The organism is Lysobacter yananisis (assembly GCF_031199375.1).
Lineage (GTDB): Bacteria > Pseudomonadota > Gammaproteobacteria > Xanthomonadales > Xanthomonadaceae > Lysobacter > Lysobacter yananisis.
Map to the genome: position 1 here is coordinate 4962381 of NZ_CP133568.1, position 19186 is coordinate 4981566.

General features: G+C 70.9%; 15 protein-coding genes. 5 read left to right on the forward strand and 10 right to left on the reverse strand.

Annotated features, from left to right (window positions below; all coding sequences use genetic code 11):
* Positions 1 to 38 precede the first annotated feature (38 nt).
* Positions 39 to 221: a hypothetical protein gene (locus tag RDV84_RS20505; protein WP_057947477.1), complete on the reverse strand. Its 183-nt coding sequence runs from the start codon at positions 219 to 221 to the stop codon at positions 39 to 41.
* A 230-nt stretch (positions 222 to 451) separates the two neighbouring features.
* Here RDV84_RS20505 and RDV84_RS26930 point away from each other — a divergent pair, with 230 nt between their 5' ends.
* Positions 452 to 553 carry a DUF6053 domain-containing protein gene (locus RDV84_RS26930; protein WP_425608223.1) on the forward strand — a complete coding sequence of 34 codons (102 nt, stop codon included), beginning with the start codon at positions 452 to 454 and terminating at the stop codon, positions 551 to 553.
* Here RDV84_RS26930 and RDV84_RS20510 read toward each other — a convergent pair.
* The 3 genes from RDV84_RS20510 to RDV84_RS20520 all read right to left on the reverse strand — a co-directional run bounded on the left by RDV84_RS20510 (position 550) and on the right by RDV84_RS20520 (position 6264).
* Positions 550 to 1050, reverse strand: coding sequence for a low affinity iron permease family protein (locus tag RDV84_RS20510; protein ID WP_309153761.1), 501 nt, complete (start codon positions 1048 to 1050; stop codon positions 550 to 552). The genes RDV84_RS26930 and RDV84_RS20510 overlap by 4 nt on opposite strands.
* A gap of 5 nt (positions 1051 to 1055) precedes the next feature.
* Positions 1056 to 1628, reverse strand: coding sequence for a hypothetical protein (locus tag RDV84_RS20515; RefSeq protein ID WP_309151428.1), 573 nt, complete (start codon positions 1626 to 1628; stop codon positions 1056 to 1058).
* Between the two features lie 166 nt (positions 1629 to 1794).
* Complete coding sequence (locus RDV84_RS20520) at positions 1795 to 6264, reverse strand: DEAD/DEAH box helicase (RefSeq protein ID WP_309151429.1); 4470 nt, start codon at positions 6262 to 6264, stop codon at positions 1795 to 1797.
* 255 nt (positions 6265 to 6519) lie between these two features.
* Between RDV84_RS20520 and RDV84_RS20525 the strand changes: the two genes are divergently transcribed.
* Together RDV84_RS20525 and cueR are read left to right on the forward strand one after the other, a co-directional pair.
* Positions 6520 to 8994, forward strand: a complete 2475-nt coding sequence (locus RDV84_RS20525; protein WP_309151430.1) for a heavy metal translocating P-type ATPase — start codon at positions 6520 to 6522, stop codon at positions 8992 to 8994.
* Between the two features lie 35 nt (positions 8995 to 9029).
* Positions 9030 to 9503 (forward strand): Cu(I)-responsive transcriptional regulator, encoded by a 474-nt coding sequence (gene cueR / locus RDV84_RS20530; RefSeq protein WP_250442646.1) that lies wholly within the window; start codon positions 9030 to 9032, stop codon positions 9501 to 9503.
* 1088 nt (positions 9504 to 10591) lie between these two features.
* On the opposite strand, the gene RDV84_RS20535 is transcribed toward cueR, so the two are convergent.
* From RDV84_RS20535 to RDV84_RS20555, 5 genes are read right to left on the reverse strand one after another with little or no spacing between them, the layout of a single operon-like run.
* A complete protein-coding gene (locus RDV84_RS20535) occupies positions 10592 to 11347 on the reverse strand; it encodes an SDR family oxidoreductase (protein WP_078995687.1) in 756 nt (251 codons plus the stop codon).
* A gap of 11 nt (positions 11348 to 11358) precedes the next feature.
* Positions 11359 to 12114, reverse strand: a complete 756-nt coding sequence (locus RDV84_RS20540; protein ID WP_309151431.1) for a histidine phosphatase family protein — start codon at positions 12112 to 12114, stop codon at positions 11359 to 11361.
* Positions 12111 to 13187 (reverse strand): phosphotransferase family protein, encoded by a 1077-nt coding sequence (locus RDV84_RS20545; protein WP_309151432.1) that lies wholly within the window; start codon positions 13185 to 13187, stop codon positions 12111 to 12113. The genes RDV84_RS20540 and RDV84_RS20545 overlap by 4 nt, the downstream gene beginning before the upstream one ends.
* Positions 13184 to 14023: an SDR family oxidoreductase gene (locus RDV84_RS20550; RefSeq protein WP_309151433.1), complete on the reverse strand. Its 840-nt coding sequence runs from the start codon at positions 14021 to 14023 to the stop codon at positions 13184 to 13186. The genes RDV84_RS20545 and RDV84_RS20550 overlap by 4 nt, the downstream gene beginning before the upstream one ends.
* Positions 14020 to 15267, reverse strand: coding sequence for an acyl-CoA dehydrogenase family protein (locus RDV84_RS20555; RefSeq protein ID WP_309151434.1), 1248 nt, complete (start codon positions 15265 to 15267; stop codon positions 14020 to 14022). The genes RDV84_RS20550 and RDV84_RS20555 overlap by 4 nt, the downstream gene beginning before the upstream one ends.
* A gap of 90 nt (positions 15268 to 15357) precedes the next feature.
* Between RDV84_RS20555 and RDV84_RS20560 the strand changes: the two genes are divergently transcribed.
* Positions 15358 to 16284 carry a LysR family transcriptional regulator gene (locus RDV84_RS20560; RefSeq protein WP_309151435.1) on the forward strand — a complete coding sequence of 309 codons (927 nt, stop codon included), beginning with the start codon at positions 15358 to 15360 and terminating at the stop codon, positions 16282 to 16284.
* A gap of 503 nt (positions 16285 to 16787) precedes the next feature.
* Here the strand turns inward: RDV84_RS20560 and RDV84_RS20565 are convergent.
* On the reverse strand, positions 16788 to 17558 hold the full coding sequence (locus tag RDV84_RS20565; RefSeq protein WP_309151436.1) for a TorF family putative porin: 771 nt from the start codon (positions 17556 to 17558) through the stop codon (positions 16788 to 16790).
* A gap of 475 nt (positions 17559 to 18033) precedes the next feature.
* Between RDV84_RS20565 and RDV84_RS20570 the strand changes: the two genes are divergently transcribed.
* Positions 18034 to 19185 (forward strand): polyamine ABC transporter substrate-binding protein, encoded by a 1152-nt coding sequence (locus tag RDV84_RS20570; protein ID WP_197414844.1) that lies wholly within the window; start codon positions 18034 to 18036, stop codon positions 19183 to 19185.
* The last annotated feature ends 1 nt before the right edge of the window (position 19186 follow it).

Below are 19186 nucleotides of genomic sequence, written 5' to 3' on the forward strand. Positions count from 1 at the left end.
AATGAGCGGCGATGGGGTTGCGGGCGCGCAGGTTCTACTCAATGCGAATCCTTGCGGCCCGAACCGGATTTCTTGCCGCCGTGGTCCTGCTTGTTGACGGTGCGCCAGGCGCGCTCCTCGGCTTCTTGCTTCGGCACGCCTTCCTTGCGATAGCTCTCCTCGATGTGTTCGGCCTGGCGTTTTTGCTTGTCGGTGTAAGACGACTTGTCGCCGCGGGGCATGTTCGGTCTCCGATAGCGTGGGGCCGGATCGCCCGGCCCGGTAGAGGGCGCGATTGCTGCGAGCAGCGTTCGCCGCAGGCAATGCGTCGCGTGTTGTCGGATTCCACGCTAACGGGCAGCGGGTTAAGCGCCGACCTGCGTGGCGTTAAGGCGAGGTCGCGGGTTCATGCGCGCGGCGTCATGGCCGAGTAATCCTGGAGGACGGCGTGAATGGGCAAGCGATAACCCATGTGGGAGGGCCTTCAGGCCCGACGCTCTCCGCTCCGGTCGCAGTGATCGGAGCGGAGAGCGTCGGGCCTGAAGGCCCTCCCACAAACAGCGGGGACGCTTAGTTGTCGCGCCCGGCGCCGCGCCGGTGTCCACGGTCTTCGCTCATGTCGCGCAGTTCGCGCTTTTCTTCGGCCCGGTGTCGCTCCCGGGCATCGCGCCGCGAATCGACGTCGCCGTCGGCCTCGCGCCGCCGGGCTTCGTCGCGCGCCTTGCATGCGAGTTCTTCGTAGCGTTTGCGAAAGCGCTCCAGCGCGTCCTCGTCGAGCTCTTCCAGATCCAGCAGCGCGTTCTCGGCCGAGCGGGTGGCGCGGATGAGTTCGTCGAGCTTGATCTGCACCGCCGCGGCATCGCGGTTCTGCGAGTTCTGGATCAGGAACACCATCAGGAAGGTGACGATGGTCGTGCCGGTGTTGATCACCAACTGCCAGGTGTCGGAGAAACCGAACAGCGGCCCCGACACCACCCAAGCCACCACCACCGCCACCGCCAGGCCGAAGCACAGCGGGTGGCCGGCGAATCGCGACGCCGCCTTGGCGCCGCGCTCGAAGCCGCGGCGCAGCGCGCTCACCGCCGTCCGCGCTCGCGCTGGATGCGTTCACAGGCGGCCACGGCCACCGCGCGCGCATCGTCCCAGTCCAGGCGCGAAGCGCCATGCACGCGGCGATAGCGGTCGCGCAGCTGTTCGTCCAGTTCCGGCCAGTCTTCGACCTGGCCGCGCACGTACGCATCCAGGCCGAGCTTCACCGCCGGCTCGTAGTCGCTGAAACGCAAGCCGGGACGCCCGAACAGCAGGCGGTAGTTGGCGCGCCAATAGCTCAGTTCCGAGTCCAGATCGACCGCGTCGGGCGACATCGGCGAAGGCGCGGCGGCGAGTGGCGCGACGGCGGCGGAGCGGCGTTGGCCGGCGGTCTGCAGGGATTCCAGGCGCATTGCGGTTCCTCGAAGAAGGCGGCGCGCGTACCGATCCGTCGCGCCGGTGCGGGAGGCGAATGCTGCGAACAAGAGTGCGGACGCGTCGTCGGTTTCCGCGTGCGCGTTCGCGCTTTCGCTTCGATCACGGCCCCCGTCGGGCACCATGCCACCCTGCCGCGCGAAGAGGGTGTCGATACAGCGCAAGCGCATTGTTTTCGCGTTCATGTTCGCGCTAACGAATGCGGCGCAACGATGAATGCGATTGCGTCCAATCGCCGCGACGCAGCGCGATTGCGCGCATCCGCGCCGCGCCGCTTCACATCGTTTGCCGCCACGACGGAACTGCGTCGCGGTTCCGCGCTGAACCGCTCAGATTGCGCCGCCGGTCGCCTCAGCGAACGCTCAAGCCCAGATGGCGCATGACTTCATCGATGCGCGTATCGGCCGCCGCGGCGGCGCCGCCGGGACGCCGTTGCAGCAGCCGCTGCACCTCGCGCTGCGCGTCCGCCGGCAGTTCCTCGATCCACTCCACCTGCCCGGCCAGCAGGCTCGCCACCGCGACGCCGTCGCGGAAGGCGATGCGTGCGCCGGGAATGCGCGGCACCTTGGTCCCGGCGAGCACGCCGCCGGTGAGATTGAGCGGATCGGCCGCCGACACGCAGACGATGTCGCCGTCGCGCTCGCGCTGGCGCACCTGGCGCAGCGCGGCCACCGCATCGGGCAGCGCGTACTGTTCGCCGGTCATGCCGCTGACGAAACGGCCGCCGCGGATCTCGCCGCGCGCTTCCAGCCGCCGGTACACCCGCAGCAGGTCGCGCCACGGCGGCAGCCACGCCGCCTCGCGCTGGATCAGCCGCCAGAACACCACGCCGTAACGTTCGAGCAGGCGCCAGGCGATGTGTTCGACCGATTCGGCGGCGGCTGCCGACGCCTGCGCCTGATCGGCCTGCGCCTGACCCGCCGGCGACGCCTCGTCCGGCCGCGTCAGCGACCAGCGCCCGGCGTCCGACAATTCGGTCAGCAGCGCGCGGCGGCGGCGCTGGCCGTGGCCGCCGGCGCGCTTGGACGGCGGCACCAGCAGCGCGCGCAGGCCGGCGTAGCTGTCGCAGGTGATGCGCCCGCGCACCACCAACTCGCCCAGCGCCTCTTCCAGTTCGGTGCGCAGCAGGTGCGCGGAGCGTTCGAGTTCGTCGAAGAACGACGCGCCGCGCGCGGCCAGCGCGTCGAGCACGCGCTGCGCGCGCGAGGACACCGGCGCCGGGTCGGCGTTGCGGCCGGCGGCCCATTGCCAGTCCGCCAGCGCGCGTCGCGGCAGCAGCACGATCGGGGTCTGGCGCACGCTCGGCACGCCTTGCGGCACGGCCGGTTCGACGCCGGCGTCGGCGCTGGCGTTGCACGGGCGCAGCCGCGCCCAGGCGATCCGGCCGGCGCCGCACAGTTCGTCGAGCCAGGCCGATTCGTAGTCGCCGATGCGCGCCGGCAGCAATTCGCTTTCCCATACCGAGGCCGGCGCTTCGAAACCTTCCAGTTGCGCCAGCACCGCCTGCAGCGCCTGCGGACCGCTCATGCGCGAGGCCCGCGACAGCTTCTGCCAGTCGAACAGGAAGCGCGCGTAGTCGCGCGGCGCCACCGGCTCGATCTCGCGGCGCAGGCGGCCGACCGTGTAGCGATGGATGCGCGCGAGCAGATGCCGCTCGCACCATTGTTCGTCGCCGCCGAGCAGGCTCTCGGGCTCGAAGCGGCCGCGCATGACGTAGCCTTCCGATTCCAGCCGCAGCAGCGCCAGTTCGACCTCGGACGGTTCGCGCCGCGCATCGCTCGCCAGGCGCGCGGCCGTGGTCGGCCCCAGCCCGGTCAGGCGCGCGCGCAGCAGTTCCACCAGCGCGGTCTCGGCGCTCCATTCGACGTCGGCGTATTCCCGCGGCACCCGCACCGCCGGCGCGGCCGCGGCCTGCGCGAACAGCGCCATGACCTGCGGCAGGTTTTCGGTGGCGATCCACCAAGCCGGCGCGGCATCGTCGCTGCGCAGGCGCAGCGCGGTCGCGCGGCCGTTCGCCGCGAGTTCGCCGAGCCAGCCGTCCCAACCGTGCGCGTCGGCTTCCTCGGCGGCGACGAAGCCCAGCCCCATCAGCGCTTCGTGCATTTCGTCGGCGTCGCGCACCTCCGGCCACGCCTCCTCGCGCACCGCCTGGATCGCCTGCGGATCGAGCCGGCCGAGATCGTCGGCGCTGTCGGCGTCGCCGTAGCGGCGCGCCATCACCGCCTGGGTGCGGCGTTCTTCGATCGGCGCGTCGTCGAGGAAAGCGTACGGCTTGGCGTTGAGCGCTTCGGCCGCGATCGGCGACGGGCCGGTGACGTCGCGGCCGACCACGCGGATCTCGCCGGCCTCCAGCCGCCGCAGCATGCGCAGCCAGCCGTCGCTGTCCATCGCCTCGGACAGGCAATCGCGCAAGGTCTGTTCGACCAGCGGATGCTCCGGCACTTCGCGCTCGCCGGCCAGGTTTTCGGCGCAGGCGACCTGATCGGGAAACACAGTCGCCAGCAGGTCCTCGCTCTTCATCCGCTGCAACTGCGGCGCGACCTTCTTGCCGCCGGCGAAGCGCGGCAACGCGAGCGCGGTCGTCGCGACCCAGCGCCAGCGCGCGCCGAACAGCGGCGCATCGAGCAGCGCCTGGATCAGCACGTCCAGCGCCGAGGCCGAATGCAGATAGCGCGCCACGTCCTCGAGCGGGAAGCTGTGGCTGGTGGACAGCGACAGCACGATCGCGTCCTCGGTCGCCGCCGCCTGCAGTTCGAAGTTGAACTTGCGGCAGAAGCGCTTGCGCAGCGCCAGGCCCCAGGCCTTGTTGATACGGCTGCCGTAGGGCGAATGGATCACCAGCTGGGTGCCGCCGGATTCGTCGAAGAAGCGCTCGAACACCAGCACGTCCTGGGTCGGCACCAAGCCCAGCGCCTGGCGGGTGCGGCCGAGGTAATCGGCCAGCTGCAGCGCGCTGGCGGCGTCGAGCGCGAACTCGTCGGCCAGCAGCCGCGCCGCTCCGGCGCTGTCGCCGGCGCGCTCGAACGCCGCGCCTGCGGCCGCGCGCAGGCGCGAGACGCTGTGCGAAAGCTCGTCGGTTCGGCCCGGCGCCTCGCCGAGCCAGAACGGGATGTTCGGCGGCTGGCCTTGCGCGTCCTCGACCCGCACCCGGCCCGGTTCGACCCGCAGGATGCGGTAGCTGGCGTTGCCGAGCTGGAACACGTCGCCGCCCAGGCTCTCGACCGCGAAGTCCTCGTTGACGCTGCCGATCACCGTCGCCTCGGGCTCCAGCACCACCGCGTAGTCGCCGGTGTCGGGAATCGTGCCGCCGGACATCACCGCGGTCATGCGCGCGCCGCGCCGCGCGCGCAGGCGCCGGTGCACGGCGTCGCGGTGCAGATAGGCCGCGCGCGGCCCGCGCCGGGTGGCGAAGCCGTCGGCGAGCATGCGCACGATCGCGTCGAACTGGGCGCGCTCCAGCCGCGCGTACGGCCAGGCGCGGCGCACGCAGGCGAACAGCTCGTCCTCGCCGCAGTCGCGCATCGACGCTTCGGCGACGATCTGCTGCGCCAGCACGTCCAGCGGCGCCGGCGGGATGCGCAAGGCGTCGAGTTCGCCGCGGCGCACGCTGTCGAGCAGCGCCGCGCATTCGACCAGATCGTCGCGCGAGGACGGAAACAGCCGGCCCTTGGGCACGCCGCCGACGTGGTGGCCGGCGCGGCCGACGCGCTGCAGGAACGCGGCGATCGCGCGCGGCGAGCCGAGCTGGCAGACCAGATCGACGTCGCCGATGTCGATGCCCAGTTCCAGCGACGCGGTCGCCACCAGCACCCGCAGTTGGCCGCGCTTGAGCCGCTGTTCGGCGTCCAGGCGCAGTTCGCGCGAGAGGCTGCCGTGGTGCGCGGCCACGACCTGCTTGCCGAGCCGGTCGGCGAGGTGCTTCGCCGCGCGCTCGGCCATGCGCCGGGTGTTGACGAACACCAGCGTGGTGCGGTGTTCGCCGACCAGTTCGGCCACGCGCTGGTAGACCTCGTCCCACTGGTCGTGCGACATCACCGCGGTCAGCGCCGAACCGGGCAGCTCCAGGGCGAGGTCGCGGCGCTTGTCGTAGCCGATGTCGACGATGGCGCAATCGGGCGCGCCGTCGGCGCCGACCGCGTCGCTGCCGACCAGGAAGCGCGCGACTTCGTCGATGGGCTTCTGCGTCGCCGACAGGCCGATCCGCACCGGCGGCCGCGCGCACAGTTCGCGCAGGCGTTCCAGGCTCAGGCTGAGGTGGCTGCCGCGCTTGTCGTCGGCGACCGCGTGGATTTCGTCGACGATCACCGAGCGCACGCTCGCCAGCATCGCCCGCCCCGATTCGGAGCCGAGCAGCACGTACAGCGACTCCGGCGTGGTCACCAGGATGTGCGGCGGGCGCTTGCGCATCGCGGTGCGCTCGCCGGCCGGGGTGTCGCCGGTGCGGACCGCGGTGCGGATGCCCGGGTCGGGCAGGCCCATGGAGCGCAGGCGTTCGGCGATGCCGGCCAGCGGCGCGTCCAGGTTGAGGTGGATGTCGTTGGAGAGCGCTTTCAGCGGCGACACGTAAACCACGCGGGTTTCGTCGCTCAAGCCGTGTTCGAGGCCTTCGCGCACCAGCGCGTCGATCGCGGCCAGGAATGCGGTCAGGGTCTTGCCCGAACCGGTCGGCGCGGCGACCAGGGTGTTGCGGCCGGCGCGGATGTTCGGCCAGGCCAGTTCCTGCGCGCGGGTCGGCGCCGGGAACGCGGCGCGGAACCACGCGGCGATCGCCGGATGGAAGGCGTCGAGCGCGGGGTGGGCGGGGTGGGCGTCTGGGGCCATGGCGAGCGGCCTGCCGGAGGGCGATGCGGGGATGGTGTGGATATGGGGGCGATTGTGGCACCGGCCAGCCTGCGGCCGGGCGGTCGCGGCCGGTGCGACTGAACCCTTCAGCGCCCTTGAGCACCGATTCGTCCCGAACCGGCCGATCCGGGCGGGCCGATCCGGGCGGGGCCGGCTCACGCCGCGCGATCAACCTTGACCTTACCATCATGGCAAGCCCCAACCTGTGCGGCGTCAGCCAACCAGGACTCGTCCATGAACGCTACCGCCCTTCCCTCCACCGCCCTGCAGCGCCTGCGGCTCGACGTCGCCGGCATGACCTGCGGCTCCTGCGTCGGCCGGATCGAGAAGGCCCTGCGCGCCCTGCCCGGGGTCGCCGAGGCCACCGTCAACCTCGCCACCGAAAGCGCCGAGGTCGCCTACGAGGCGCCGCTGGGGCCGGCCGAGATCGTCGCCGCGGTGACCGCGGCCGGCTACACCGTGCCGACCCGCGAGACCACCCTGGACGTGACCGGCATGACCTGCGGCTCGTGCGTGGGCCGGATCGAGAAGGCGCTGCGCGCGGTGCCCGGGGTGATCGCGGCCACGGTCAACCTCGCCACCGAGCGCGCCCGGGTCGAGGCGCTGGGTTCGGTCGAGCCGGCGGCGCTGATCGACGCGGTCGCCCGCGCCGGCTATCGCGCGCAGCTGCCGGGCGGCGACGGCCCGGGCGACGGCGGCGGCGGTTCGGCGGCGCCGGCCGATGCCGCCGGCGATCCCGCCCACGCCGGCCGCATCGACGCGCGCGAAGCCCAGGCCCAGGCCGCGCTGTCGCGCCAGACCCGCCACCTGCTGCTCGCCGCGGCGCTGACCCTGCCGCTGGTCGCGCCGATGATCGGCCTGCTGTTCGGCCAGCACTGGATGCTGCCGGGCTGGGTCCAGTTCGCCCTGGCCACGCCGGTGCAGTTCTGGCTCGGCGCGCGCTTCTACCGCGCCGGTTTGGCCGCGCTGCGCGCCGGCAGCGGCAACATGGACTTGCTGGTCGCGCTGGGCACCAGCGCCGGCTACGGCCTGAGCCTGTATCACCTGCTGCGCGGCGAGACGATGGCGCTGTACTTCGAGACCTCGGCCGCGATCATCACCCTGATCCTGCTCGGCAAGTGGCTGGAAGCGCGGGCCAAGCGCCAGACCACCGCCGCGATCCGCGCGCTGCAGGCGCTGCGACCGGCGCGGGCGCGGGTGCTCAAGGACGGGGTCGAGCGCGAGATCGCCATCGCCGAGCTGCAGGTCGGCGACCGCGTCGTGGTCCTGCCCGGCGAGCGCATTCCCGCCGACGGCCGCATCCGCGAGGGCCGCACCCACGCCGACGAATCGCTGATCACTGGCGAATCGCTGCCGGTGGCGCGCGGCGAAGGCGACACGGTCACCGGCGGCGCGGTCAACGGCGAGGGCCGGATCGTGGTCGAGACCCTGGCGGTCGGCGCGGAGAGCGCGCTGGCGCGGATCATCCGCCTGGTCGAGGACGCGCAGGCCAAGAAGGCGCCGATCCAGCGCCTGGTCGACCGGGTCAGCGCGGTGTTCGTGCCGGTGGTGATCGGCCTGGCGCTGCTGACCCTGATCGGCTGGGGCGTCTACAGCGGCGACTGGAGCCAGGCGCTGCTGCACGCGGTGGCGGTGCTGGTGATCGCCTGCCCCTGCGCGCTGGGCCTGGCCACGCCGACCGCGATCATGGCCGGCACCGGCGTGGCCGCGCGCCACGGCATCCTGATCAAGGACGCCGAAGCGCTGGAGACCGCGCACCGCATCGCCATCGTCGCCTTCGACAAGACCGGCACCCTGACCGAGGGCAAGCCGGTGCTGGCGCAATGGATCGCCGCCGACGGCGACCGCGCCGGCCTGCTCGCGCGCGCCGCCGCGCTGCAGTCGGGCAGCGAGCATCCGCTGGCCAAGGCAGTACTGGTCGCCGCCGCGGCCGAGCGCGCCGCGCCGCTCGGCGCCGCCCAGGTGCGCGCCGTGCCGGGCCGCGGCGTGCGCGGCAACGTCGGCGGCGAAGCGCTGGCGCTGGGCAGCACGCGCATGCTGGAGGAAGCCGGCGCCGAGTTGGGCGCGCTGCGCGAACAGGCGCAGACCCTGGGCGATAACGGCCACAGCGTGTCGTGGCTGGCGCGCGAGCGCCTGGGCGCCGCGCCGCAGGTGCTGGGCCTGCTGGCCTTCCGCGACGCGCCGCGTCCCGGCGCGCGCGCGGCGATCGCCCGGCTGCATGCGCAGGGCCTGCGCACGGCGATGATCTCCGGCGACCACGCCGGCGCCGCCAACGCGATCGCGCAACAGCTCGGGATCGACGACGTGCGCGCCGACGTGCTGCCCGAACAGAAGGCCGCGGCGGTGACCGACCTGGGCCGCGGCGGCGCGGTGGCGATGGTCGGCGACGGCGTCAACGACGCGCCCGCGCTGGCCGCCGCCGACGTCGGCATCGCCATGGGCAGCGGCACCGACGTGGCGATGCAGGCCGCCGGCATCACCCTAATGCGCACCGAGCCGACCCTGGTCGCCGACGCCATCGCCATTTCCCGCCGCACCACCCGCAAGATCCGCCAGAACCTGTTCTGGGCGTTCGGCTACAACGTCGTCGGCATCCCGCTGGCCGCGTTCGGCCTGCTCGACCCGGTGTTCGCCGCCGCGGCGATGGCGTTCTCCAGCGTCAGCGTGTTGGGCAATACTCTGCTGCTGCGCCGCTGGAAGCCGGCATGAACGCCAGCGCCCGTTCGATCAGGAGTCCCCTACCGATGAGCCGCCACGCAACCGCGCCCGAACTGGCCCAGGCCAAGGCCGAGGGCCTGCACAACATCGGCGAGGCCGCCCAGCTCAGCGGGGTCAGCGCGAAGATGATCCGCCACTACGAGAGCATCCGCCTGATTCCGGAGGCCGGGCGCAGCGTCGCCGGCTACCGTTTGTACAGCGACGCCGACCTGCACCGGCTGCGCTTCATCAAACGCTCGCGTTCGCTGGGGTTTTCGATCAAGCAGATCGAGACCTTGCTGGGGCTGTGGGACAACCGTTCGCGCGAGAGCGCCGAAGTCAAGCGACTGGCGCTGGACCATGCCTCGGAGCTGGCGGAGAAGATCCGCGAGATGCAGACGATGCAGCGCACGCTGGAGGATCTGGCGCGGCGCTGCCATGGCGACGATCGGCCGGATTGCCCGATCCTGCAGGACCTGGCGGCGGAGTGTTGCGAGGGCAGCGGGGCCGGGCGCGCGTAGTTGCTTTGCTCTTCATCTACTCCGCTCTTCATCTGCCCTGCTTTACTTCCCCGCTCCGTCATTCCGGCGAAAGCCGGAACCCATTTTGATTTTGCCGTTGGCTGTTGCTGTGGCCGTTTGCTTTTAGCTTGGACGCAACCCCGCCCGAGGCCCACGTTCCGCAGCCCCGGAGGGCGCGCGCATGGATGCGCGCGTGCGCCATGGGGCAGGATGCCCCTTATGGCGCAGCCCCGCGCCGGGTGCTGGACTCAGTGTCTTTTGACCTTAAACAAGCGTTTTTCTTTGGCTACTTTCTTTTGTCGCGCTGACAAAAGAAAGTAGCTCGGCCGCTTGCGGACGAAAGCTGTTGATGGTGGCTTGTCGTCACACAAAACATCGATAATGGTGAAAGCAGCAGCAACGTCAACATGGGTTCCGGCTTTCGCCGGAATGACGGGCGAGGGGGTGCGTACCCGACTGTAGGAGCGGCGCGAGCCGCGACCGCGCCAACGCAACTACGACGAAACTTTCGCCCTCGCTGCGATGGCACGGTCGCGGCTTGCGCCGCTCCTACAGGGGGGCGTGCCGCGGTGGAGTTCTTCTTTGCGTGTGCGCACTTGTGACGACAAGCGAAGATCAAGGGCTTCCGTCCGCAAGCGGCCGGGTCACTTTCTTTGTCTTAAGCCACAAAGAAAGTAACCAAAGAAAAGGCCTTCTCTTTTTCGGATCAAGAGCCACTAGGTCCAGCACCGGGCGCGGGGCCGCGCCATAAGGGGCATCCTGCCCCATGGCGCGCGTGCGCATCCATGCGCACGCCCTCCGGGGCTGCGGAGCTACTGCATCGCGCTCAAGGGCGAGCACAAGCAAAGGCAATAGCAACGGCAACGGCAACGGCAACGGCAACGGCAAGATCAAAATGGATTCCGGCTTTCGCCGGAATGACGGCAGGTGGCGGCGTTCATACCGACCGAAGCCCCTGTAGGAGCGGCGCAAGCCGCGACCACGACAAATCGGCGACGATGCAAGCTGCATCGCAATCGATCGCAACCGATGATTCGCCCGTCGCGGCTTGCGCCGCTCCTACAAAGCCCGCGAAGTGTTGTGCCAGCTCAGTTGAGCCGCGCCACCCACGACAACGGCGCGCGCTTCATCCACCACCCCAACGGCGCCCACGGCCACCACGGCACGTAAGCCTTGTTCGGCTCCTTCTCGATCGCCCGCGCCAGCAGGCGGCAGCCTGTGGCTTCGTCGATGATGAAGGGGGTGTGCGCCGCCGGCGCGCCGTCGTTCATTTCGGTGCGGATGTAGCCGGGAAACACCGTGCTGACCCGGATCGACGGCTTGCGCAGCATGTCGGTGCGGATGCCCTCGGCCAACGCGGCCACGCCGGCCTTGCTCGCGGCGTAGGCGGTCAGGCCGCCGCGCAGGCCGCGCATCGCGCTCATCGAGGAAATCAACACCAGATGCCCCTGCCCGGCCGCCCGGAAGGTCTCCATCGCCGCTTCGCACTGGGCCAGCGCGGCGAGGAAGTTGGTCTCGACGATGGCGCGGTTCAATGCGAACTGGCCCTTGCCGACCGGCGCGCCCTGGCCGATGCCGGCGTTGACCACGACCCGGTCGAGGCCGCCGAGTTCGTCGCGCAGTTCGCCGAACACCCGGAACACCGCGTCGTGGTCGGTCACGTCGAGGCTGCGCACCGCCACGCGGATGCCGGGGTGCGCGGCTTCGAGTTCGGCCTTGAGCGCCTGCAGCCGGTCGAGCCGGCGCGCGCACAAGGCGAGGTCGCGGCCCAGGCCGGCGAATTCGCGGGCCATGCCGCGGCCCAGACCGGAACTGGCGCCGGTGATGAGGATGCGCTTGCGCATGACGGTCGGCCTCAGCGGTAGGTGATCAGGCCATCGCGCGCGTGCAGGTGCGCGTGGCCGTTGAAGGTGGACAGGCGCAGGCCGCCGCGGGCGGCGTGCACCTGGGTGTGGCTGGCGTTGACCAGGGTCCAGCTCAGGCGCAGGGCTTGGGCGTCGGGCGCGTCGAGCAGCGATTGCACCACCGCCGCGATCGGCCCGCCGGAGGTGAAGATCCAGACGTTGCGCGCGCCGCCGGCCTGCGCGGCGGCGGCCTGCAGCGCGGCGGTGCAGCGCGCGCGGAACGCCGGCCACGGTTCGTCGTAGTCGCCGTCGAATTCGCCGCCGGCCCAGCGCTGCATCGCCGCGGCGAACAAGGTCTGGAACGCGCGGTGCGGATCGGACTGGGCGCGCAGGTCCGCGCTCAGGCGGGCGTGGTCGGCATACTCGGGGCGATGCCGGGCGAGGATCTGGACGTGGTCGAACTCGTTCCAGCGTTCGTCGCAAGTGGGGGCATTCCTTCCAATCCCTCTCTCGCCAGCGCGAGAGGCGCTTGCCCGCGCGGCGGCGGGCATATCGTCGCGAACGAACATCGCGGCGAGGCATTCCTCGGCGGTCTCGCGATGCCGGCGCATGCCGCCGCAGATCGCCAGATCGCCTTCGCCCGCCAGCGGCGCCAGCGCGGCGCCGAGCAGGCGCGATTGCTCGCGGCCCAGATCGCTGAGTTGGTCGTAGTCGGCGGCGCCGAACGCGGCCTGGCCGTGGCGGATCAAGTGCAGGGTCGTGGTCATGCGCCGCGCTCCTCGCGCGCGATCGCCCGGCGACAACGCCAGTGCAGGTAGTTCACCGACAGCCAGAAGCGCTTGAACGCCGGGTTGCGGGTCTGGCCGTGGTGATAGCGGTAATAGATCTGCTGGGCGATCGCCGAGAGCCGGAACAGGCCGTAGACCTCGTAGAACGCCCAACTGCGCGGACGCCAGCCGGTGCGCTGGCTGTAGTAGTCCATGACCTCGCGCCGGCTCGGCATGCCGGCCAGATGGGTCGGCTGGCGACGGGTGTCGCGGGCGATGAAGTCGTCGTCGGCCTGCACCCAATAGGCCAACAGGTTGCCGACGTCCATCAGCGGATCGCCGAGCGTGGCCAGTTCCCAATCGAGCACGCCGATCACCCGAGTCGGATCGTCGCGGTCGAGCACGACGTTGTCGAAACGGAAATCGTTGTGGGTCAGGCGGATGATTTCCTCTTGCGGCAGGTTCTCGCGCAGCCAGGCCATGATCTTGCCGCCGCGCGGAACGTTCCAGGTGCGCGCATCGCCGTAGCGCTTGCTCCAGCCCGCGATCTGGCGCTGGGCGTAACCCGCGCCCGGTGCCAGCCCGTCGAGGCCGGCGGCGCGGTAATCCACTTGGTGCAATGCGATCAGGGTATCGAGCACATTGTGCGCGAGCGCGGCCACCCGCTCGCGCGACAGTTCGAAACCGGCCGGCGGGTTCTTGCGCAGGATCAGCCCGTCCAGGCGCTGCATGACGTAGAACTCCGCGCCGATCACGCTGTCGTCGTCGCAGTGCGCGTGCATCCGTGGCACGAACTCGAACACCGGCCGCAGCGCCTGCTGGATGCGGAATTCGCGGCCCATGTCGTGCGCGGACTTGGCCTTCTTGCCGGCCGGCGGGCGGCGCAGGATCAGGTCGTCGTTAATGTAGCGCAGGCGGTAGGTCCAGTTCGACGCGCCGCCGGCGTACTGGGCGATCTCCAGCGTCCCTTGCAGATGCGGCAGGCGCGGCTTGAGCCAGGCGTCGACCGCGGCGGCGTCGAGTTCCTCGCCGGCGCGCACCGGACGCGCATCGTCGCGGACCGCCGCGCTCATGCCGAGCGCGGCCCGTCGGCCGGCTGCGAGCGCGCGCGCCCGCGACCGCCGGCGCGGCGCATCGCCGCCTCGTACAGGCGATACGGCAGCAGCCGCTTGAGCAGCCAGAAACGCCTGGCCGCCGGATGGGTGAGGATGCGGAACTCGCCGCGCGCCACGCCCTCGCGGATCAGCCGCGCGACCGACTCGGCGTCGATCTTGGATTCGTCGACCAGCTTCTTCATCCAGCGCGCATAGCGCGGATCGCGGGTACGCAGGCTTTCGCCGAGGTTGGTGCGGAAGAACGCCGGGCAGGCCACGGCGACGCGCACCCCGTCGGGTTCGAGTTCGGCCTTGAGCGTTTCCGACAGCGCCACTACCGCCGCCTTGGTCGCGTTGTACGCGCCGGCGAACGGCGGATGCACCAGTCCGGCCATCGAGGCGATGTTGAGCAGCGCGCCGCCGCGCTGGCGCTTGAGCATCGGGATGAAGGCCTTGCAGCCGCGCACCACCCCGAGCAGGTTGATCTGCACCATCCATTCCCAGTCGGCCAGCGGCATCGCCTCGACCGGGCCCATGTCGGCGACGCCGGCGTTGTTGATCACCAGGTCGGCGCCGCCCCAGTTCGCCTGCATCCACTGCGCCGCGGCCTGCAGGTCTTCTTCGCGGGTCACGTCGCAGTGCAGGTAATGCGCTTCGGGCTGCAGCGCGCGCAAGGCCGCCAGGGCCTCTTCGCCGCGCGCGGCGTTGACGTCGCCGATCAACACCCGCGCGCCTTCGCGCGCATAGCCTTCGGCCAGCGCCCGGCCCAGGCCCGAGGCGCCGCCGGTGACGAACACGCGTTGCTCGGCGCTCATGCCGCCGCCTCGCGCTTGCCGCCGATGCCGTACTTGGCCAGTTCCACCCGCGCCACCATCGCCCGATGGACCTCGTCGGGACCGTCGGCGATGCGCAGCGCGCGCGCCAGCGCGAACAGGCCGGTCAGCGGCGTGTCGTGGCTGACGCCAGCGCCGCCGTGGATCTGGATCGCCTGGTCGACGATCTCCTGCAGCATGTTCGGCGCGACCACCTTGATCGCGGAGATTTCGCTCATCGCCTGTTTGACCCCGAAACGTTCGATCTTCCACGCAGCGTACAAGGTCAGCAAGCGCGCCTGGTCGATGGCCATGCGCGCCTGCGCCACCCGTTCCAGATTGCCGCCCAGGCGCAGGATCGGCTGGCCGAAGGCCTCGCGCCCGGCGCCGCGGCGGATCAGCAGCTCCAGCGCGCGCTCGGCCGCGCCGATCGCGCGCATGCAATGGTGGATGCGGCCCGGCCCGAGCCGGCCCTGGGCGATGGCGAAGCCCTGCCCCGGGCCCTGGATCAGATGATCGAGCGGCAGCCGCACCTGCTCGAAACTGACCTCGCCGTGGCCGTAAGGCGGATCGTATTCGCCGAAGGTCGGCAGCATGCGTTCGATGCGCACGCCCGGCGCGTCCAGCGGCACCAGGGCCATGCCGTGGCGCGCGTGCGGCGCGGCGTCGGCGTCGGTCAGGCCCATGAAGATCGCGACCCGCGCATCGGGATGGCCGATGCCGGTGGACCACCACTTGCGGCCGTCGACGACGATCTCGTCGCCTTCGATGCGGATCTGCGCGCGCATGTTGGTCGCGTCCGACGAGGCCACCTCCGGCTCGGTCATGCAGAACACCGAGCGGATCGCGCCGTCGAGCAAGGGCCGCAGCCAGCGCGCTTTCTGCGGCTCGCTGCCGTAGTGGTACAGCACTTCCATGTTGCCGGTGTCGGGCGCGTTGCAGTTGAAGATCTCGGCGCAGAACTCGTAGCGGCCCATGGCCTCGGCCAGCGGCGCGTACTCCAGCACCGACAGGCCGGCGCCGAGTTCGGCGTCGGGCAGGAACAGGTTCCACAGGCCGGCCTCGCGCGCCAGCGCCTTGAGCTCGGCGATGCGCGGATGCACGCGCCAGCCGCGCCAGTCGGCGCCGGCGTTGAGCTCGGCGTTCTCGCGCCGGTAGACCGGGTCGAACGGCGCGACGTGGCGGTCGATGAAGGCGTGCAGGCGCTGCAGGTATTCCTGGCTGCGCGCGCTGGGGGCGAAGTCCATGCGGACGGCTCCGGACGCCGGGACGTCCCGGCCGATTCATCCTAGGCGCGCGGCCGGCATGAATGAAGTGATCTTTGCTAACGTCTGTGCATGAACCAGATTCATACCCGCAGCGAGCAGCTCGACCTCAACCTGCTCAAGGTGTTCGAGGCGGTCTATCGCGAACGCAACCTCAGCCTCGCCGCGCAGGCGCTGTACCTGACGCCGTCGGCGGTCAGCCACGCGCTGGCGCGGCTGCGGCGCCAGTTCGACGACCCGCTGTTCGTGCGCGACGGCCGCCGCATGAGCCCGACCGCGGCCTGCCAGCGGCTCGCCCCGCCGCTGCTGGAGACCCTGGCGCGGCTGCGCGAGCTGCTGCAGCACCGCGACCGGTTCGAGCCGGGATCGAGCCGGCAGTCGTTCCGCATCGGCATGCCCGAGGCGACCGAGACCGTGCTGCTGCCGGCGCTGATGCGGGCGCTGCGCGCGCAGGCGCCGGGCGCGACCCTGGCCAGCGTGGGCCTGCCGCGGCGCGATCTCGGCCGCGAGCTGGCCGCCGGCCAGGTCGACCTGGCGGTGGACGTGGCCTTGCCGGTGCGCGATCCGGTGCGCCACCGCCCGCTGTTCGAGGACGGCTTCTGCGTGGTCGCGCGCGCCGATCATCCGCTGGCGCGGCGCATGAGCCTGAAGCAGTACCTGCAGGCGCGGCACGTGGCGGTGTCGGCGCGCGCCACCGGGCAAGTGATCGAGGATCTGGCGCTGCTGCACCTGGGCCTGCAGCGCGACATCGCGCTGCGCTGCCGCAGCTACCACGCCGCCTGCGCGGTGGCGGCGCAGTCCGACGCGCTGCTGACCCTGCCCGAGAGCCTGGCCGCGCGGATCGCGCCGGACGGCGCGCTGGCGCGGCTGAAGCTGCCGTTCGCGCTGCCGGCGGCGCAGTTGCATCTGTACTGGCACGCCAACAGCGAGGCGGATCCGGCGAATGCGTGGCTGCGCGGGTTGGTCAGCGAGGTGTGCGGGCGCAAGCTGGAGCGTTGAGGTGCGCGGCGCGGCTGCACCGATGCGGTTGCGGCGGAGTTTTCGCCGTAATCGATCTGGCGCGGTCGCGACTCGCGTCGCTCCTACAAGGGCTTCAGCAGGTAAGTATCCGACTGTAGGAGCGGCGCGAGCCGCGACCGTGGCAACGCAACTGCGACGCAACTTTCGCCGTAGTCGATCTGGCGCGGTCGCGACTTGCGTCGCTCCTACAGGGAGCTTCGGCGGGTGCGTATCCGACTGTAGGAGCGGCGCGAGCCGCGACCGTGGGAACGCAACTGCGACGCAACTTTCGCCGTAGTCGATCTGGCGCGGTCACGACTTGCGTCGCTCCTACAGGGAGCTTCGGCGGGTGCGTATCCGACTGTAGGAGCGGCGCGAGCCGCGACCGTGGGAACGCAACTGCGACGCAACTTTCGCCGTAGTCGATCTGGCGCGGTCGCGACTTGCGTCGCTCCTACAGGAGCTTCGGCGGCTTGCGCGGGTCGCGCGCCGCCGTGCGCGGATCAGAACTTCCAGCCCACCAGCACGGCCAGCTTGTCGTCGGCCAGTTTCTTGTCGTCCAGGCCTTCGGAAATCTTCGGGCCGTAGCTCGAGGTGGTGGTGTACTGCAACTCGGCATGGAACGGCCCGAACTCGCGCGTCAGCGCCAACAAGTAATCGTTGTAGCTGTCGCCGAGCGGGTCCTGCAGGTCGTAGTAACCGACTTGGGCCTTGAGCCCGAAGCCGCTCTCGCCCAGCGGCCACTCGCCGCCGACGTTCCAGTAGTAACCCTTGCCGCCCAGGCCGAAAATATCCGGCGAATAGGCCAGGCCGACGTGGTAGTGCTCGGCGAAGCTCAAGGTGCCTTCCAGTTCGGTGTAGTCGTAGTCGAAGTCGCGCTTGGCGCCCGGATACGCGGCGCGGGTCAGGACCACATCCAGTTCCAGGCCCGGGCGCAGTTCGCCGGACCAGCCCAGGTAGCCGTCGAGTTCGTAGTGCACCCCGTCGCTGTCTTCGCCCGGCGCGGTGAAGTCGATGCTCGACACCCAGGCGCCGGCATAGAAGCCGCTGCGGTGTTCCAGGTTGATCTCGGCCTGCAGCGCCGGGTCTTCCTGGGTCTGGGAGACGCCGCGCCAGACGTAGTCGCTCATCGCGACGACGCCGCCGCGGACGTCCCAGTCGCGCTCGCTGTCGCTGCTCTCCTGGGCCCAGGCCCAGGGCGCGACCACCGTTAGGGCGGCGGCCAGCAGCAGTTGCGGGGCGCGCAGGCGCGGTTGCGGGCGGCGGTCGGACATCTGGAATCTCCCTGGAAAACATGCGGCGCGACGCCCTGGCGGGACGCGGCGGCGCGCGCGAAACGACGACGGAATGGCGGATCGGCGGCGGGCGGAACAGATTTCGGCACGGAGCCGGTCCGCGGCTGCGGCGGCATGGACCGGCGGACCGGAGCGCGACGATACCGCACGTCGCGCCGCGGCGCGCGCCAACCAGGGCCGCGGCCGCGGCGATCGGCCGACGCCGGTCGCAGTCTGGCCCGGCGCTGCCCGGCACCGTGCCGGCAGGGGCCGCCCCGACCCGCCCGGATCGCGATCCCGCCCGCCTCGACGCCCTCGCGCCGCGCCGCAGCCGCGCGAGTTCCGCGCGAACGCCGCGTAGACCCGGGCGATCGCATAATCCGTTGACACCGCGCGGCCCGTTTCCGAACATCCCCGCCAACGCCCCGCCCCCGTTGCGTCTGCGGCGGGCCGCCCGTCTTTCCAGGAGATTCCCGTGACCCTGCGCCTCGCCCCGCTCGCCTGCGCCGTCCTCATGCTCGCCGCCTGCGGCGGCAAGCCCGCCGCCGACGCCAACGCCCCCGCGGGCAAGCCCGGCGCCGAGGAGAAGGTGCTCAACGTCTACAACTGGTCGGACTACGTCGCCGACGACACGGTCAAGAATTTCGAGGCGGCCACCGGCGTCAAGGTCAATTACGACGTCTACGACGCCAACGAAACCCTGGAAAGCAAGCTCAGCGCCGGCGCCTCGGGCTACGACGCGGTGTTCCCGTCGGCGCGCCCGTTCGCCCAGCGCCAGGTCAAGGCCGGGATGTACGCCAAGCTCGACAAGAGCAAATTGCCGAACTGGAGCCACCTGGACCCGCAGCTGCTGCAGAACCTCGCCTCGATCGATCCGGGCAACGAACACCTGGTGCCGTACATGTGGGGCACCACCGGCCTGGGCCTGAACGTCGACAAGATCAAGGAGGCGCTCGGCGAGAACGCGCCGCTGGACTCGTGGTCGCTGCTGTTCGATCCGGCCAACGCGGCCAAGCTCGGCAAGTGCGGCATCACCGTGCTCGACGACGACCAGGAAGCCTTCGGCGCGGCGCTGATCTGGCTCGGCCGCGATCCCAATGCCGGCGCCGCCGACGAGATCGACGCGGTCAGGAAGGTCTACGCCGCGATCCGCCCGTTCGTGCGCACCTTCAACAACGCCGAATACAAGGACGCCTTCGCCAACGGCGACGCCTGCATCGTGATGGGCTACTCCGGCGACATCGCCCAGGCCAGCACCGCCGCGTTCGACGCGGCCAAGAAGGCCGGCAAGCCGGCGCCGAACCTGCGCTTCGTGATCCCGAAGGAAGGCGCGATCCGCTGGGTCGACGTGATCGCGATCCCCAAGGACAGCAAGCACGCCGGCAACGCCCACGCCTTCATCGACTACCTGCTCGATCCCAAGGTCGCCGCGGCGATCAGCAACCACGTCGCCTACGCCAGCGCCAACAAGGACGCCGCGCCGCTGATCGATCCGGCCATCGCCCAGGACCCGGGCGTGTACCCGCCCGAGGACGTGCGCGCCAAGCTGGTCGATCCGCGCTCGCTGCCCGAGGACGTGCAGCGCCAGCGCGTGCGCGCGTGGACCAGCATCAAGAGCGGGCACTGAG